Raw genomic sequence first — 15,381 nt, forward strand, 5'->3', positions numbered from 1 at the left:
CATGTCCGGAAAGCGCTTGATCGAAACTCCGACCAAGGCAGACGGTGCCGCGCTCTGGAGAATCGCCCGCGATTCGAAGAAGCTCGATCTCAACACGCCTTACGCCTATTTGCTGTGGTGCCACGATTTCGCCGACACCTCGGTCGTCGCGAAAGTCGACGGCGTCCCGGTCGGCTTCGTGATCGGATACCGCAAGCAGGACACCGGCTTCGTCTGGCAGGTCGCGGTCGACGCGTCCCAGCGAGGAAAAGGCCTGGCCGGAGCCCTGCTCGACGAGCTGTTCAGCCGTCTGACCGCCCAGGGCGTGCGGTACCTCGAAACCACGATCACGCCGGACAACGAGGCTTCGATCCGGTTGTTCGCCTCGTTCGCCAAGCGGTGGGACACCACCGTGGAACGCCAGGATCTGTTCTCCGCGGCGGATTTCCCGGCAGAGGAAGGAACGCATGAGCAGGAGGACCTGTACCGAATCGGTCCGCTCAGCAGTCAATAGAACGTAAAACCGGGGATCTCAGGGAGAAAGAAAACGTGATGAGCATTTTCGAGGAACTCGAATCCGAGGTACGCAGTTACAGCCGTGGCTGGCCCGTGGTGTTCGACCGGGCGCAGGGGAGCTACCTGTACGACGAAGACGGCAAGGCCTATCTCGACTTCTTCGCGGGCGCCGGCGCGCTGAACTACGGGCACAACAACCCGGCGCTGAAGCGTGCCCTGATCGACTACATCGCCCGTGACGGCGTGACGCACGCGCTCGACATGTTCACCGTGGCGAAGCGGGACTTCCTCCAGACGTTCCAGGAGAAGATCCTCCAGCCGCGCGAGCTCGACTACAAGGTCGTCTTCCCCGGTCCCGGTGGCGCGAACGCCGTCGAGGCCGCGCTGAAGCTCGCCCGCAAGGTGACCGGCAAGGAGTCGGTCATCAACTTCACCAACGCCTTCCACGGGATGACGCTGGGCGCCCTGTCGGTGACCGGTAACTCGATGAAGCGCGGCGGCGCGGGTGTCCCGCTGGTGCACGCCACCCCGATGCCGTACGACAACTACTTCGACGGCTCCATCCCGGACTTCCTCTACTTCGAGAAGCTGCTCGAAGACTCCGGCAGTGGCCTGAACGAGCCCGCCGCCGTGATCGTCGAAGGCGTGCAGGGCGAGGGCGGCATCAACGCCGCGCGCGTCGAGTGGCTCAAGGCGCTGGACGACCTGTGCAAGAAGCACGGCATCCTGCTGATCCTCGACGACGTCCAGATGGGCTGCGGCCGCACCGGCCCGTTCTTCAGCTTCGAGGACGCGGGCATCAAACCCGACATCGTCTGCCTCTCGAAGTCCATCGGCGGCTACGGCATCCCGATGGCGCTGACGCTGATCCGCCCGGACCTCGACGTCTGGGAGCCGGGTGAGCACAACGGCACCTTCCGCGGCATCAGCCCGGCGTTCGTCACCGCGACCGAGGCGATCCGCGTCTACTGGAGCGACGACGAGCTGGAGAAGTCGACCAAGGCCAAGGGCGAGCGCATCGCCGCCGCCTTCCAGGGCATCGTCGAGGCGTACCCGGACGCGAACCTGTTCGCGAAGGGCCGCGGCCTCGCCCGGGGCATCGAGTTCGCCAACGGCGACCTCGCGGGCAAGGTCTGCGCCGCCGCGTTCGAGCGCGGGCTGCTGATGGAGACCTCCGGCCCCGACGGCGAGGTCATGAAGGTCCTCCCGCCGCTCACCCTGACGGACGACGAGCTGACGAAGGGCCTCGCGATCATCGACGAGGCCGTCGCCGCCGTCCTCGACTGACCCGACCTGACCGCCCTCAACCAGGAACGAGAAGGAGTTTCCCGTTGCTTGTCAGAACACTCGACGAGGTCACCGACACCGACGCCGACATCAAGACCCCGAACTGGCGCAGCAAGCGCATCGTGCTGGCCAAGGAGGGCGTCGGCTTCTCGGTGCACGAGACCACGTTGTACGCCGGGACGGTCAACGACTTCTGGTACGCGAACCACATCGAAGCGGTGTTCATCACCTCCGGTGAAGGGGAGCTCGAAAACACCGCGACCGGCGAGGTCTTCCAGCTGAAGCCGGGCACGTTGTACCTGCTCAACGACCACGACAAGCACCAGGTCCGGCCCAAGACCGAGATCAAGTGCGTCTGCGTGTTCAACCCGCCCATCACCGGCCGCGAGGTCCACGACGAAAACGGCGTGTACCCGCTCGTCACCGAACCCTAGAAATCGCTCGAGGAGGCGACTGCATTGACGCTGACCGACACCCGAGTCGACGACAGTTACCCGACCCGCATCACGGGTAAGCCCGAACACCTGCCCAGGACGCACCCCACCGTCTGGGGCACCGAGGCCGACGGCCCCTTGGACGCGGCCACGCTCGCCAACCACGAAACGCGTGGTTACACCGTCGTCGACCAGTTGTTGTCGCCTGGCGAAGTCCAGACGTACTGGCAGGAACTCGTCCGGATGTCCTCCGGGGACCACAGTGGCGACGAGCGCGTCATCACCGAGGCCAAGACCGGTGAGGTCCGCTCCATCTTCGACGTCCACGAGACCAGCGAGCTGATCGCGGAACTCGTCCGCGACCCGCGCGTGCTCGACCGCGCCCGGCAGATCCTCGGCTCCGAGGTGTACATCCACCAGAGCCGCGTGAACTACATGCCCGGCTTCAAGGGCACCGGCTTCTACTGGCACTCGGACTTCGAGACCTGGCACGCCGAGGACGGCATGCCCGTGCCGCGCGCGGTCAGCTGCTCCATCGCGCTCACCGACAACTACCCGTTCAACGGCGGGCTGATGGTGATGCCGGGCTCGCAGCGGACCTTCGTGCAGTGCGCCGGGGAGACCCCGGAAGACAACTACAAGAGTTCGCTGAAAGAGCAGCGGGTCGGCGTCCCGAGCGAGGAGGACATCACCGCGCTCGCCGCCGAATACGGAATCGACCAGTTCACCGGACAGGCCGGTTCCGCGCTCTGGTTCGACTCGAACGTGATGCACGGTTCCTCGAACAACATCACGCCGTACCCGAGGTCGAACATCTTCGTCGTGTTCAACAGCGTCGAGAACGCGCTCCAGGAGCCGTACGCCGCGATCGAACCGCGCCCGGCCTTCATCGCCGGCCGCGACTCGACCCCGCTGACGCGCTGACGAAACCGCAGGTCGCGAAGGCCATGACGGGGCGCTTGTAGCCGTCGGTGTGCGCCCTGTTACGTTGTCGCCACGTGAGCGGGCCAGTGGGCTCGCTCACGTAGGTGTTGTCGACGACCGAACGGGTTCTTCGCTCGGGGTGAGCCCACCCGGACGGACGTGGACGCCGATGTCCGATGTGGGTCGCGCCCCCAGGCGGCCCAAGTCGGACATCCCCCGGCTCCGTGCCATCAGATCGGGACTGATGGCACGGAGCCTTTTTTCGTCTCGTGGGGTGGTCCGTGAAGGCCTCCTTGAGGGACCCAGAGTCCCTCAAGGAGGCCTTGACGGACTCTCGTGATCCGCCCACGCGTGCGTCACTGGCGCCGGCGGCCACAGTGGCTGCGCGTGAAGGCCCCCTTCACACCTTGCCAAGTACATGAAGGCCCCTTCCTTGCGCCAGACGCAAGGAAGGGGGCCTTCATGTACTTCAGGCGAGCCCCTGGCGCTGTCCTGAAGGCCACCTTTGAGACGTTCAACGTCCCAAAGGTGGCCTTCACGACCTCGACTGTCCTGGTTGGCGGGCTCTCCGCGCGGTAGGTTGGCTACTCCGGTAAGGGGAGAGATCGGAGGGAGGGGGGTTCGTCATGGGCGAAAGCGGTTCCCCTGCCCGCTTCCAACTCCTCGGTCCCGTGCGTCTCCTCGACGGCGATCGGCCGGTCCCCGTCGGCGGTCCCGGCGTCCGCGGCCTGCTCGCGCTGCTGGCGCTGAAGGTCAACAAGGTCGTCGCGCTCGACGAGATCATCGACGCGCTCTGGGGTCACGATCCGCCTGCCACCGCTCGCACGATCGTCCACGGCAACGTTTCGCATCTGCGGCGCGTGCTCCGGGAAATCCAGGGCGACCATCCGCGCGGCGCCCGGATCCTCACCGCGCCTCCCGGCTACCAGCTCACCGTCGAGCCCGACCGGATCGACGTCCACCGCGCCCGCTCGCTCCTGGAACGGGCTTCGACGGAGGAGCCGGACAAGGCGTCCGAGCTGCTGGCGGAGGCCCTCGCGTTGTGGCAGGGGCCCGCGCTGGCCGGCGTGCCGGGTTCTGTCCGCGCCCCCGAGCTGGAGGATCTTCGGCTCGCCGTCCACGGCGCCAGGGTCGACGCGGATCTCGAACTCGGCAGGCACGCGGAACTGATCGTCGAGCTCAGCCCGCTGGTCCGGGCCACCCCGCTCGCCGAGCGCACGGCCGGTCAGCTGATGCGCGCGCTGTATCACGCCGGGCGCCGCGGCGACGCGCTCGAGCTCTATCGCACGGTGTCCCGGGCGACCCTGCGCACCCTCGGCGTCGAACCCGGCGCGGATCTGCGCTGGCTGCACGAACGCGTCCTCAACGACGATCTGCCGGTTAAGGTCGTCGCGGAACCGAAGCCCGAGGCGGCGCCCGTCCAGCAGCTGCCGCCCGCCGTGCCGAACCTCGCCGGACGCGAGGCGGATCTGGCCTGGCTCGACGAGCTCGCCGAGCGGGCCGAAGCCGGCGAGACCGCGGTCGGCGTGGTCACCGGCACCGCCGGGATCGGCAAGAGCAGCCTGGTGGTGTGGTGGGCGCATCGGGCGGCCCGCCGCTTCCCCGACGGCATCCTTTTCGCCGCGCTGCGCGGTTTCGACCCGCATCATCCGCCCCTGGAGCCCGCGGAGCTGCTCACCCAGTTCCTGCTCGGGCTCGGCGTCCCGGCCGAGGGCGTCCCGGAACAGGTCCACGAACGTGTCGCCCTCTACCGGTCGATGATCGCCGGCCGCCGGATGCTGGTGATCCTCGACAACGCCCGCTCCGCCGAGCAGGTCCGGCCGTTGCTGCCGCCCGGTTCGCGGTCGATGGCGCTGGTGACCAGCCGCTCCCGGCTCGACGGGATCGCCGTGTCCAACGCCGCTAAACTGCGGGTGCTCGGCACGCTCGCGCCCGGCGACGCCGTCCGGCTGATCGAGGAGCTCGCCGGGCCCGCCGGCTACGACCTCAACCACGCGCTCGCCCGGCTGTGCGGTTATCTCCCGCTGGCGCTGCGGATCGCGGGAGCCCGGCTCGCCGCGAGCGCGCAGTGGTCCGCGCAGGATCTGGTCGACGAGCTCGGCAACGAGCGGACCAGGCTGGCCGCGCTCGACGTCGAAGGGCCGGACGACGGGGTCCGCGCGGCGTTCGACGTCTCGTTCCGCGGCCTGCCCGCCGAGGTCGCGAACACTTTCCTGCGGCTCGGCGTCGTCCAATGCGTTTCGGCCGGTTCGCATCTGACCGCCGCGATCGGCGGGATCACCGTCGCCGAGGCACGGCGGCATCTGCGGGTGCTCGCCGCGCACAACCTGCTCGCCGAAACCGGCCGCGATTCCTTCGTCCCGCACGATCTGGTCCGGCTGTTCCTTCGCGAACTGGCGGAGAACGAGCTCGACGAGGCCGACCGGGAAGACGTCCTGACGCGGTCGGTGCGGTTCTATCAGGCCGTCGCCGACCGGGCCCGGCGCAAGATGCTCCGCATCGTCGACCCGCTCGATTTCACCGACGTGCTCAGCGATGCGCAGACGCCGCCGATCGGTTCCTTCGACGAGGCACAGGCCTGGTTCACCGCGGAATGGGAGAACCTGATCGAAGTCCTCGAAGCCGCCCGCGCGGCCGGACGGCACGACGACGTCTGGCGGCTGGCCAGGGTCGCGCACACCTATCGCGCGGTGTACCCGCTGCTGGACGAGTGGACGCGATTGGTCGGCATCGGGCTGGAGGCCGCCGAACGATCCGGCGACGTCCTCGGCCGGTGCTGGATGCTGATCTCCCGCTGCGCCATCGCGCTCACCTTCGAGCTGCCGCAGGGCTGCCTCGCCGACGCCGAACGCGCGCTGGAACTCGCGAGCGCGATCGGCGACAACCGGCTGATGGTCTCGGCGAACATCCACCTCGGCTCCGCGCTGACCCTCCTGGGGCGGTACGACGAGGCCATCGGGACGTTGCGGCAGGCGGTCGAGGAGACCGACCGGACCGGCGACCTCGAATTGCGCGGACAGGCGCTCAACAACTGCGCCGAGGCCGAAAAGCGGGCCGGTCGGTTCATCGAGGCGATCGGGCACCAGATCGCGTCGCTGGAGATCGACCGGACCCTCGGCGACGACAGCTACGTCGTCGTTTCGCTGAACAATCTGGCCGAATTGAGCATGCGGATCGGCGAACTCGCCGCGGCCGAACGGTACGTCTGGGAGGCGGTGGACCTGACGATCAGCAGGCGGTTCGTCCTCCAGGAAGGCGTCCTGCGGCTGACCTTGGGCAGGGTGCTGCGGGCAGGCTCGGATGTGGACGGTGCCCGTGAGCAATTCGCGCTCGCGCTGAAGATCCTCGCGGACGCCAATCCGAAGCTCGCGGGATTGGTCCGTGCGGAACTCACGGACCTCGGCGAAAGTCCGTGAGTGATCCTTAGCGGATTCTTAGTGGCCTCGCCGCTCACCCGCGTAGGGTCCGATTCAGCGCCGATCGAGCCCTAGGGGAGGGGCATGCGGTAGGAATCGGCGCTCGGGCGGGCCTTTTCCGGGCCTGTCCGAAGAGCCGCCAGGAGCGGCTCGTGGCGGTCCGGCCGGTGGAGGTGGGGGCGATACCGGCCGGCCGCCAGGCGGCCACCGCCGCGTTTCGTCCTCTGAATGCGGTACTTGCGTGTGCAACTACCGCATTCAGAGGACGAAACGCGCGGGGTCAGCCGGTGCCGGCGGTGCACAGGGCGATCGTCTGCCCCTTGTTCTCCGCCACCTTCTGGCCGTTGACCAGGATCGTGCAGGCGATCTGGTTGCTGACCGACGAGTTCCGGGTGTCCGCGGTGACGGTGAGCAGGTAGTCGCCCGAGTTGAAGGACGCCGTACCGCGCCATTCGTCGGTGCTGGCCGGGGTCGTCTCGGTCCGCTGGTCGTTGAGCGAGCCGAACCGGATGGTCGCGCCGCCCGAGGCGCTGACGACGAACTCCACGGTGTTCTTGTCCCCGGCGACGGCCGGGATGTGCAACCCCGACTCGCCGGTAGCGAAGAAACTGGTGTAGACCAGTAACCCGCCCGCGGCCAGCAGGCCGGCGATCGAAAGCGCGAGCCCCGCGATCCCCATTCCCTTCTTGTCCGCTTCGCCCTTCTTGATTTTGGTCAAACCGATCACGGAAAGAATCATTCCGATCACGGCGAGCGGCCAGGCGGCGATCCCGGCGACCGGGACGAAGGCGACCCCGAGCGCCGCCAGTCCAACCAGGAAACCTGCGATGACCAGGCCGTTCTTGGGTTTGCGGTGCCGTGTTCCGTGCGCGGCGAACCCTGGGCCGTAGCGGGTGGCAGGCGGGTGCGGGAGAGGTGGATCGGTCGGCATACATGCCCTTTCGGAGGCTTCCGTCCGAAGACGTTAACCCATCGTTCGGGGCAATGGCCGAAATTGTTACCTGCCGGAAAAAGTCATCATTCCACGATGATCAAGCGGTTATCGACATTTTCTGACGAGAATTGTGGCACCGCCGAATGTCGGAAACCCGATCACTGATCGAACAGGCTGACTTCCGGGGTGATCTCCAGCAGTTCGTGCACCGGGCGGCCGCGCCGGCCGTCGATGGTCGTGGTGCGCACGACGCGCAACCGCGCGGTCACCGGCCGGTCCAGGTTCTCCTTGATCTCGTCGAGCAGATCCGGCGCCACCGCGCCCTGGATCGTGCCGCCCGATTCGCGTTCGAGATAGAAGATCCGGCGCCGGGTGCGGACACCGTCCAGCCTGCCGCTGACCGTCTCGTAGCCGACGGCCTCGCGCGACTCGCGCAGGCTCCCGGACAGGATCCTCGCCTGCTCGGTGGTCATGCTGCGGGTCAGCTCGTCGCCGGACGTCGGCGTCAGCGCCATCCCGATCCCGGCGTGTTTGCTGACCGCGTTGACGATGTCGCTGACCGCGTTGCGGACGGTGTCGCGCTGCAGCAGCACCGCGTCCAGTGCGCCGTCGTCCGAGCCGTTGGCCGGCAGGAAATCGCACAGTTCCTTGACCGCGCGTTCGGACAGCGACTCGATCCCGTCGTGGATGAGCGCGTCGTCGAGCGCCGGTTCGGGGAAACCGAAGAAGATCGCGTTGCCCGCCTGGCCGCGCTGGATCAGCGGGGCCTTCTCCCGGTCCGCGGGCTGGACGAAGGTCACCTCGCCCGACGGATTGCGGATGATGTGCCCGATCTTCGCCGTCGCGTCCTGCAACGCTCGGCTGATATCGGAGAAGGTGTACGCGTCCAGATGCGACTCGCCGATCACGGACACGCGAAGCAGCGGCGAGCGCGACGTCCGCTCGAACTTCGCGTACGCGGCCATCGCCGACGCGCGGGCGAGGTCGTCGAGCCAGGTGCCGCCGGGGATCTCGTCGGCGATACGCCGGAATTCGTTCCTCACCAGATCACTTCCGGAATTCCCCTGCCACCCGATGCCCACACTTCTTCCCAGATCTCCTCGTCGCCGGGGCGGCAGAGGAAACCGTCGAGCATGCCGCCGACGGGCTGGACCTGGTCGAGATACATCGCGGGCTGGCCGACGATGACCCCGCGCAACGTCAGCAGCCCGTACAGCGCCGAGCGGCCCGCGTCGTCGAGCCGTTTGAGCGCGCCCCATTCGTCCGGGATCAGCACCACGTCGAGCCCGCGCGGCGGATGCGGGGTCCTGGCGGTCAGATCGCCGCCGATCCACGCGCGGCCGGTCGGCATGATCCGCCGGGCGACCCCCAGGTAACTGTTCAGCGCGCTGAACAGGATTTCACGGTCGTTCTGGTGCGGCGCGTCGAAGACCAGCCGTTCGTAGACGTCGGCCAGATCGGCGGGATGGCGGCCAGGAGGCAGCAGGTTGTGCGGCGTCCAATAGGGGAGCGCCAATCGGAGCCTCCTTCGTGTGCCGGAGCTCCCGATCGAAGAAACGTACCCGGCGTCCCGCTCACAGTGCGTAGCCGAATTTACCAGGCGAGTGTCAGCCGCCCTGCCCCGGCCGGTGCCCGGCGGGCGGCCAGTCCTCGTCGCTCGGCCAGACCGGTTCGGGTTCGTGCGTGCCTTCGCCGTTGCGGGCGGCGGGTTCCGGCTGCTCCGGGTGGTAGGCCCGCACCGGTTCCGGGATCAGCTGACCCTCGCGATGGCCTTCCGCCTCCTGGTCGTACGGCTCGTCGTCGTCCTGGATCCGCGCGGGCGGGAGGAACTGCGTCCGTTCGGTGGAGAGCAGCTCGGGCACGGGTTCGGGATCCGGTTCGCGCTCGACCGGGACCCCGGTGGCGCGCACCGGCTCGGGTGCCGCCGGTTCCGTGGCAGGCCGCTCGCGTCGTTCGCCGCGCATCAGCAGCCAGGTGACACCGCAGCCGAGGGCGAACGAGATGAGCAGCCAGAGCCAGATCTGCCCGAAAAGCCAGAGCATCAGGCCATCACCTCTGTTCCGCCGTGATGTCGACGCGGCGGCCCTCGCCGCTCGCGCCGTCGGAGTTCCTGCGCTGGGTGGAGTACGCCTGGTCGCGTTTGACCCCGCTGCGCTCCAGCAGCCGTTCCACCGTGAGCGCCCGGTTCAGCGCGAGCTTCCGGTCCGAACCGGTCGCGACCGACCCGGTGATCCGGAACCGCAGTTCGCGGGGCGCGTCGGTGAGCAGCTTCGCGATCTCCAGCGCGCCGCGTTCGCCGTCCGCGGTGAGTTCGGTGGTGTCCGGTTCGAAGGTGATCGGCGTGGCCGCCAGCAGGCGGTCGATCTCCGCCTGGAACCCGGCCTTGTCCACCGGTTTGGCCGAGGTCGGCGCCGGGCTGGGCGAGGGGCTCGGCGGAGCGGGCGGGCCCGACGGCTCACCGCTGGTCGTCACCGGGCCCGCGGGCGGCGCGGTGTCACCGGAGATCTCGACCGTCCGGACGCCGTCGATCCGCTGGATGGCGTCGATCGCCTGCGCGGCCTTGTCCGGCGGGAAACCGGTGAGGTTGGCGTCGCGGCCGGAGAAGCTCACCTGGCCGCCGGAGACGCCGACGTCGGCGAGCGCGTCCTTGGCGCGTGCCGCCAGCTCGGCCTCGATGTCGTCCGAGGCCGACCAGACGGTGATCGCCGTCAAGGCGAGCGTGACCAGCAGCGCTGTAGGCAGCAAGCGGCTCCAGCGTGTACCGGGCATAAAGGGACTGTAAGCCGCGTCAGTCCGGTTGGCGAACCGGCTTTCACCACCTCCGGCGCTCCCCGCGAAGTGCCGCGTACCCGGTCTGGCCTGCGACGTCGGTGTGGCCCGTGGTCGGCCGCCTGCCTCGCCGTGGTCGGCACATGACCCTTCTGGGTGACATCGATCGGCGCCCCTGAAGTCCGTGAAGGCCTCCTTGAGGGACTCTGGGTCCCTCAAGGAGGCCTTCACGGACTTGTGGGGGTTCAGCTCGCGTGGTGGTGGATCTCCCGCAGATCCTTGGCCGGCAGGGTGACGCCCGCCGGCTCGATCTGTTCCAGCGGGAGCAGCGGCGCGAGTTCGGGGCGCTTCGGGGACAGGCCGTCGCCCATGGACTCGCCCTTGAGCTGACGCCGGATCCACGGCAGCAGATGCGCCTTCGTCCATTCGAGGTCCGAGCGGCGCGACGTGATCCAGGTACTCGGCTGCTCGGACGCCGGCCACGGCTCACGCCAGTCGTCGGCGACCGGGACGCCGAGGACCTCGGCCGCGCGCAGCGCGATCCGCCGGTGGGCCTCGGGGGTGAAGTGCAGCCGGTCGTCGCTCCAGGCGCGGCGGTCGTGCAGCGGGGCCATCGCCCACATGTCGACCATCTTGGCGCCGTGCCGGTCGGCGATCGCCCACAGATGCGCGTTGTAGATGCCGACCTTCCCCCGGAGGACGTGCATCACGGACAGGTACTTGGTGTCCGGCCCGTTGAAGATGAGCACCGGGATCCCGGCCTCGCGCAGCTTGGCGACCCCCGCCTCCAGCCGCGCGGCGACGGCGTCCACGTCCGCGCCGGGCACGATGATGTCGTTGCCGCCCGCGCACAGGGTGACCAGGTCGGGCTTCACTTCGAGGGCGATGGGCAGCTGCTCTTCGAGGATCTCGTCGAGCATCTTCCCGCGGAGGGCGAGGTTCGCGTATTGGAAGTCCGGCCTGCCTTCGGCGAGGATCTCCGCCAGCCTGTCCGCCCAGCCCCTGAAGGTGCCGTCGGGCAGGTCGTCGTTCAGTCCTTCGGTGAAGCTGTCACCGATCGCCACATAGCTGTCGAATCCATACACGTTGGGTCCCCTTCCGTCCGTGTGCCCCCGGTTGGTACTTGTACACCACAACTAACAGCTGAGAGCGCCCCTGCAATCCCACCTGGCCGAAACCCGTGGTTCAGCCCGTTGACACAGTCTCTTATTTTGTCGGACGTCCATGCATCTCCATTACCGGGATGTACACTCCTGTGCTGCGGAGATTCCCCTCAAGTGGGCGTAAACCGGACACGGTATGTGGCGAACATCTCCCCGCCCGGGTGTTCGGGCTCAGAGATCCGGCAGGCTGTAAGGGTGACCTCACGACCCCCGCGCGAGTCGCTCGCCCAGATCCTCGGCGGGCGGCGTGGCGCCATCGACGCGAGCATTCCGCCCGCGGCCTTCGTCCTGGGCTGGCTGCTCGCCGGTCAGTCGATCGCCTGGGGCTCCGGGGCGGCCATCGGGGTGGCGGTGCTGCTCGGCGGCTACCGGGTCGCGCGGGGCGACAAGGCCCGCGCGGTCGTGGTGAGCCTCGCCGCGGTGATCGCCGCCGCGCTGATCGCGTTGCACACCGGCCGCGCCGAAGACTTCTTCCTCATCCAGCTGCTGTCCAATGTGGCCAGCGCGCTGCTGTGGGCGGCCAGCATCGTGGTCCGGTGGCCGCTGCTCGGCGTCGTGGTCGGGCTCGTCATCGGGCAGAAGACCCGCTGGCGCCGTGATCCCGCGCTGCTTCGCGCGTATTCGCGGGCGAGCTGGGTGTGGGTCTTCCTGCAGTACACCTTGCGGGTCGCGGTGTACGGCTCGCTGTGGTGGAGCGGGCAGGTGGTCGCGCTCGGCATCGCGCGGACGGTGCTTTCCTGGCCGCTGGTCGCGGTGACGGTCGCGGTGAGCGGCTGGGTGCTCTACCGCACGCTGCCGCCGGAACATCCCGGTCTGCGGGTGGTGGAGGAAAACGAAGATCCCTCGGATTCCGAGCCCGGTGGGCTGCCCAGGACATAAGGCGGCCCCCGGCGAGGGGGGAGGGTCCGGGGGCCGGGTCCTACGGTACCCGGAGTTCGGCCCCGGAGTCGATGGTTTGGTCTTTTCGGGCTCGTCCCGGGTGTTTTTTCACCGGAGCACCGGCCGCGGTGCCCCTTCCCCATAGGCGTCGACGGCGGCCAGCCAAGCGGCTCCGAGGACGCCGTCGGTGCTGGTCAGGACCTCGATGCCGTCGAGTTCGGCGCGGACCTTCGCCCCCACCGGGCCCTCCGGCGACAGCACGCCGCCCACCAGGACGATCGGCGTCGTCTCCCCGGGATCCCGCGTGGTCATGACGTTCGTCACCAACAGGGTCGCCGCGCGACTGGTGATCTCGTCCGCCGCCGGGTCGCCTTCGCGGTAGGCCTCGCTGACGAACGGGGCGAATCTGGCGAGCCGGATCGGCGCTTCGGAATTGGCGCTCGTGATGAGCGCGCGCCACAGCGAGGCCCCGGCCGCTGGGTCCACTGCGGACGGTCCGAGCGCTTCGGTGAGCACGGCGCGCGCGAGCGGACCGGGTTCGCCGCCGCGGCCCAGAACATCCAAAGTGGATCGAACGGCTTCCCGGCCGAGCCAGTACGCCGAACCTTCGTCACCGAGCAACCAGCCGTAGCCGCCGGCCGTGGAGACCATCCGCCTGCCGCGGATCCGGCCGGCGATCGAGCCGGTGCCCGCCACGAGGACCGAACCGTCCGGCGAGGAGGTCGCCGACGCGTAGGCGACCTCCGGGTCGGGGACCGTCCGCACCGGACCGATCCCCGCGTCCTTCCAAGCGGCTTCGAAGATCTCCGCGATCGACGGATCACTCAGCTTGCTGACGCCCGCCATGCCGACGACGCACGCCGCCGTCTCGGCCGGGTCGAGCCCGCCGAGCGCGCCGTTGATCGCGCTCGCGATGCGCGCGGCGGCTTCCGCCGGTGGATGGGAATTGGGATTCGCGCCGCCCGCGCGCCCGGTGCCGAGGACGGCGCCGGAGGCGTCGACGGCGATCGCTCGCGTCGACGTGCCTCCGGCGTCCACACCGATGACGTGATTCACCGGGTCTTGGTCACCTTGAGCAGCCCACGCGGGCTGTCCGGGTCACCGCCGCGCGCCAGCGAAAGACCGAGCGCGATCCGCTGGATCGGCAGGATCTCCAGGATCGGGGCGACCTCTTCGGCGGACGGCGCGACGCCGATCCGCAACGCCGCGGGGACGTCGGCCGAAGCCGAGCCGACCGCGAGCACGTCCGCGCCGCGTTTGCCGACGGCTTCGAGGACCTCCTGCATCGCGCCCACTCCGTGGCCCTGGCTCGTCACGGCCAGCACGGCGGTCTCACCGTCGACCGCGGCGACCGGGCCGTGCAACAGGTCCGCGCCGCTGTACGCGCGGGCGGCGAGGTAGCTGGTTTCCGCCAGCTTCAAGGAACCTTCCAGCGCCGAGGCGTAGGAGTAGCCGCGGCCGGTGGTGAGCACCCGGTCGACGAAGCGGTAGCGGTCCACCGCGCGCTGCACGCTCTCGACGGAGCCGTCGAGGGTCTGCTGTGCGAGCTCGCCCAGCTTCTCCGCGTCCTCGCCCTTGCCGCCGCGGACCGCGTCGATCAGAAGGTAAAGCGAAAGCAAGGTGGCCGAGTAGGTCTTGGTGGCGGCCACGGCCTTTTCCAGCCCCGCGCCGATGTCGACGCCGAGTTCGGCGGCGGCGCGCAGCGGGGATTCCGGGGTGTTGGTGACCGAGACGGTCAGCGCTCCCTGGCGACGCGCGGTTTCGGTGACCTCGATGAGATCCGGAGAACCACCGCTTTGGCTTACTGTGATGAAGAGAACGTCCCGCAGATCGGGACGGGCGCCGTACAGAGTCGCGGTGGAGGGTGAGACGAGACCGCAGGGGAGACCGAGGAGTACTTCGATCAGGTACTTCGCATACAGGGCGGCGTGGTCGCTGGAGCCCCGGGCGGCGAGGAGTGCGAACCTGGGCGGGCGCTTGGAGATGGCTTCGGCCACCTCGGCGATTTCGGCCTGTCGCTCCACGATTCCTGCCAGAATGGCGGGTTGCTGGGAGATCTCCGCGGCCATGTGCTCGCCGGGGCGCTGTTCGGTCATCTCGTTCCCTTCCACCGGGACGTACTTCGTCCCCCGAGTAGGTCTAGACCAATGCTAGCCCGAATGGACGTTTGTGGAGAAGGGTACGTTTCCTAGCGGGGACGGTGCGCGTTCGAGTGGGAAGGCTTAGGGAGTCGGTCATGTTGGAGACAACCACCGCGAGTGAGGCGGGCGCTACGGCAGGGATGCGCGGACAGCGCGAACCCAAGTACTGGGCGCTGAAACAGCATCTGCTCGATCTGCTCGACGCGTTGCCCCCGGGCTCGCCGATTCCGACGGAACGGGCACTAGCGGGGGAATTCACCGTTTCGCGCACCACGGTCCGGCAGGCCCTCGCCGACCTCACCGCCGAGGGCAGGCTCCACCGCGTGCAGGGCAAGGGCACCTTCGCCGCCGAGCCGAAACTCGCGCAGCGTCTCCAGCTGTCGTCCTACACCGAGGACATGCGCAAGCAGGGACTCAAGCCTTCTTCCAAGCTCCTGGAGATCGACGAACTGCCCGTCGAAGCCGATCTGGCGAAACTGCTCGGAATCCGGGTGGGTGCGAAGATTCTTCGCCTTCGCCGCCTCCGGCTCGCCGATTCGCAGCCGATGGCCCTCGAGACCACGCATCTCCCGCTCGGCCGGTTCCGCGGTTTGCGCAAACACGTTTCCGCAGGTGGCTCCCTGTACGCCGTGTTGAGGGAGCACTACGGCGTCGAGCTCGAAAGGGCCGAGGAAACCATCGAGACCGCCCTCGCCGGACCGCACGAGGCGGAGATGCTCGGCGCCGACGTCGGAATGCCGATGTTGCTCCTTTCGAGGCATTCCTTCGCCACCGACGGAAAACCGGTCGAGTTCGCGCGCGCGATCTACCGGGGCGACCGTTACAAGTTCGTCACCACGCTGCTTCCTTGAGCGCGCGCTGACGGAAACGTTTCGCAGGGCGCGGGCGCCCTACAAAACGTTTCCGTGGCCTTCGGCCAAAAGAGGGCGCGCGCTGTGC

15 protein-coding genes are annotated in these 15,381 nt (G+C 68.5%); 7 read left to right on the forward strand and 8 right to left on the reverse strand.

The annotated features are described in order from the left end of the window. Position 1 precedes the first annotated feature (1 nt). The 5 genes from ectA to MJQ72_RS12715 all read left to right on the forward strand — a co-directional run bounded on the left by ectA (position 2) and on the right by MJQ72_RS12715 (position 6,556). On the forward strand, positions 2–493 hold the full coding sequence (ectA, locus tag MJQ72_RS12695; RefSeq protein ID WP_240599387.1) for a diaminobutyrate acetyltransferase: 492 nt from the start codon (positions 2–4) through the stop codon (positions 491–493). 38 nt (positions 494–531) lie between these two features. Then, positions 532–1,782, forward strand: a complete 1,251-nt coding sequence (gene ectB, locus MJQ72_RS12700; RefSeq protein WP_240599388.1) for a diaminobutyrate--2-oxoglutarate transaminase — start codon at positions 532–534, stop codon at positions 1,780–1,782. Positions 1,783–1,826: 44 nt separating this feature from the next. Beyond that, positions 1,827–2,216, forward strand: a complete 390-nt coding sequence (locus MJQ72_RS12705) for an ectoine synthase (RefSeq protein ID WP_007033454.1) — start codon at positions 1,827–1,829, stop codon at positions 2,214–2,216. A gap of 24 nt (positions 2,217–2,240) precedes the next feature. Further along, positions 2,241–3,140 (forward strand): ectoine hydroxylase, encoded by a 900-nt coding sequence (gene thpD / locus MJQ72_RS12710; RefSeq protein WP_063273067.1) that lies wholly within the window; start codon positions 2,241–2,243, stop codon positions 3,138–3,140. Positions 3,141–3,766: 626 nt separating this feature from the next. After that, positions 3,767–6,556 carry a BTAD domain-containing putative transcriptional regulator gene (locus tag MJQ72_RS12715; RefSeq protein WP_240599389.1) on the forward strand — a complete coding sequence of 930 codons (2,790 nt, stop codon included), beginning with the start codon at positions 3,767–3,769 and terminating at the stop codon, positions 6,554–6,556. A 280-nt stretch (positions 6,557–6,836) separates the two neighbouring features. Here the strand turns inward: MJQ72_RS12715 and MJQ72_RS12720 are convergent, their stop codons facing one another. From MJQ72_RS12720 to MJQ72_RS12745, 6 genes are all read right to left on the reverse strand, one after another. Further along, positions 6,837–7,487 (reverse strand): DUF4190 domain-containing protein, encoded by a 651-nt coding sequence (locus MJQ72_RS12720; RefSeq protein WP_240599390.1) that lies wholly within the window; start codon positions 7,485–7,487, stop codon positions 6,837–6,839. Positions 7,488–7,648: 161 nt separating this feature from the next. After that, positions 7,649–8,533, reverse strand: a complete 885-nt coding sequence (locus MJQ72_RS12725; RefSeq protein ID WP_037335497.1) for a hypothetical protein — start codon at positions 8,531–8,533, stop codon at positions 7,649–7,651. Continuing rightward, positions 8,530–9,006, reverse strand: coding sequence for a DUF6932 family protein (locus MJQ72_RS12730; RefSeq protein ID WP_016337641.1), 477 nt, complete (start codon positions 9,004–9,006; stop codon positions 8,530–8,532). Before MJQ72_RS12730 ends, MJQ72_RS12725 begins: the two co-directional genes overlap by 4 nt. A 91-nt stretch (positions 9,007–9,097) precedes the next feature. Further along, positions 9,098–9,532 (reverse strand): hypothetical protein, encoded by a 435-nt coding sequence (locus MJQ72_RS12735; RefSeq protein WP_240599391.1) that lies wholly within the window; start codon positions 9,530–9,532, stop codon positions 9,098–9,100. Positions 9,533–9,539: 7 nt separating this feature from the next. Further along, positions 9,540–10,259: a cell envelope biogenesis protein OmpA gene (locus MJQ72_RS12740; protein ID WP_240599392.1), complete on the reverse strand. Its 720-nt coding sequence runs from the start codon at positions 10,257–10,259 to the stop codon at positions 9,540–9,542. A gap of 245 nt (positions 10,260–10,504) precedes the next feature. Beyond that, positions 10,505–11,344, reverse strand: coding sequence for an SGNH/GDSL hydrolase family protein (locus MJQ72_RS12745; protein WP_240599393.1), 840 nt, complete (start codon positions 11,342–11,344; stop codon positions 10,505–10,507). A gap of 273 nt (positions 11,345–11,617) precedes the next feature. On the opposite strand from MJQ72_RS12745, the gene MJQ72_RS12750 reads away from it, so the two are divergent. After that, positions 11,618–12,301, forward strand: a complete 684-nt coding sequence (locus MJQ72_RS12750; protein ID WP_240599394.1) for a DUF3159 domain-containing protein — start codon at positions 11,618–11,620, stop codon at positions 12,299–12,301. A 108-nt stretch (positions 12,302–12,409) separates the two neighbouring features. Here the strand turns inward: MJQ72_RS12750 and MJQ72_RS12755 are convergent, their stop codons facing one another. Both MJQ72_RS12755 and MJQ72_RS12760 read right to left on the reverse strand, forming a co-directional pair. Then, the gene (locus MJQ72_RS12755; RefSeq protein WP_240599395.1) at positions 12,410–13,357 is read right to left on the reverse strand and encodes an N-acetylglucosamine kinase; all 948 of its coding nucleotides are present in this window, start codon (positions 13,355–13,357) and stop codon (positions 12,410–12,412) included. Next, positions 13,354–14,397: an SIS domain-containing protein gene (locus tag MJQ72_RS12760; RefSeq protein ID WP_240599396.1), complete on the reverse strand. Its 1,044-nt coding sequence runs from the start codon at positions 14,395–14,397 to the stop codon at positions 13,354–13,356. Before MJQ72_RS12760 ends, MJQ72_RS12755 begins: the two co-directional genes overlap by 4 nt. A 140-nt stretch (positions 14,398–14,537) precedes the next feature. On the opposite strand from MJQ72_RS12760, the gene MJQ72_RS12765 reads away from it, so the two are divergent. Continuing rightward, entirely contained in the window at positions 14,538–15,293 is a 756-nt protein-coding gene (locus tag MJQ72_RS12765) for a GntR family transcriptional regulator (RefSeq protein WP_005160527.1), read from the forward strand. Positions 15,294–15,381: the final 88 nt, after the last annotated feature.

The organism is Amycolatopsis sp. EV170708-02-1, assembly GCF_022479115.1.
Taxonomy (GTDB): Bacteria; Actinomycetota; Actinomycetes; order Mycobacteriales; family Pseudonocardiaceae; genus Amycolatopsis.

Excerpts from the sequence above, each read along its gene's own strand:
- ectB (WP_240599388.1), top strand. The coding sequence starts at position 532 with ATGAGCATTTTCGAGGAACTCGAATCCGAGGTACGCAGTTACAGCCGT.
- MJQ72_RS12765 (WP_005160527.1), top strand. The coding sequence starts at position 14,538 with ATGTTGGAGACAACCACCGCGAGTGAGGCGGGCGCTACGGCAGGGATG.
- MJQ72_RS12760 (WP_240599396.1), bottom strand. The coding sequence starts at position 14,397 with ATGACCGAACAGCGCCCCGGCGAGCACATGGCCGCGGAGATCTCCCAG.
- MJQ72_RS12735 (WP_240599391.1), bottom strand. The coding sequence starts at position 9,532 with ATGCTCTGGCTTTTCGGGCAGATCTGGCTCTGGCTGCTCATCTCGTTC.
- MJQ72_RS12715 (WP_240599389.1), top strand. The coding sequence starts at position 3,767 with ATGGGCGAAAGCGGTTCCCCTGCCCGCTTCCAACTCCTCGGTCCCGTG.
- MJQ72_RS12720 (WP_240599390.1), bottom strand. The coding sequence starts at position 7,487 with ATGCCGACCGATCCACCTCTCCCGCACCCGCCTGCCACCCGCTACGGC.
- ectA (WP_240599387.1), top strand. The coding sequence starts at position 2 with ATGTCCGGAAAGCGCTTGATCGAAACTCCGACCAAGGCAGACGGTGCC.
- MJQ72_RS12740 (WP_240599392.1), bottom strand. The coding sequence starts at position 10,259 with ATGCCCGGTACACGCTGGAGCCGCTTGCTGCCTACAGCGCTGCTGGTC.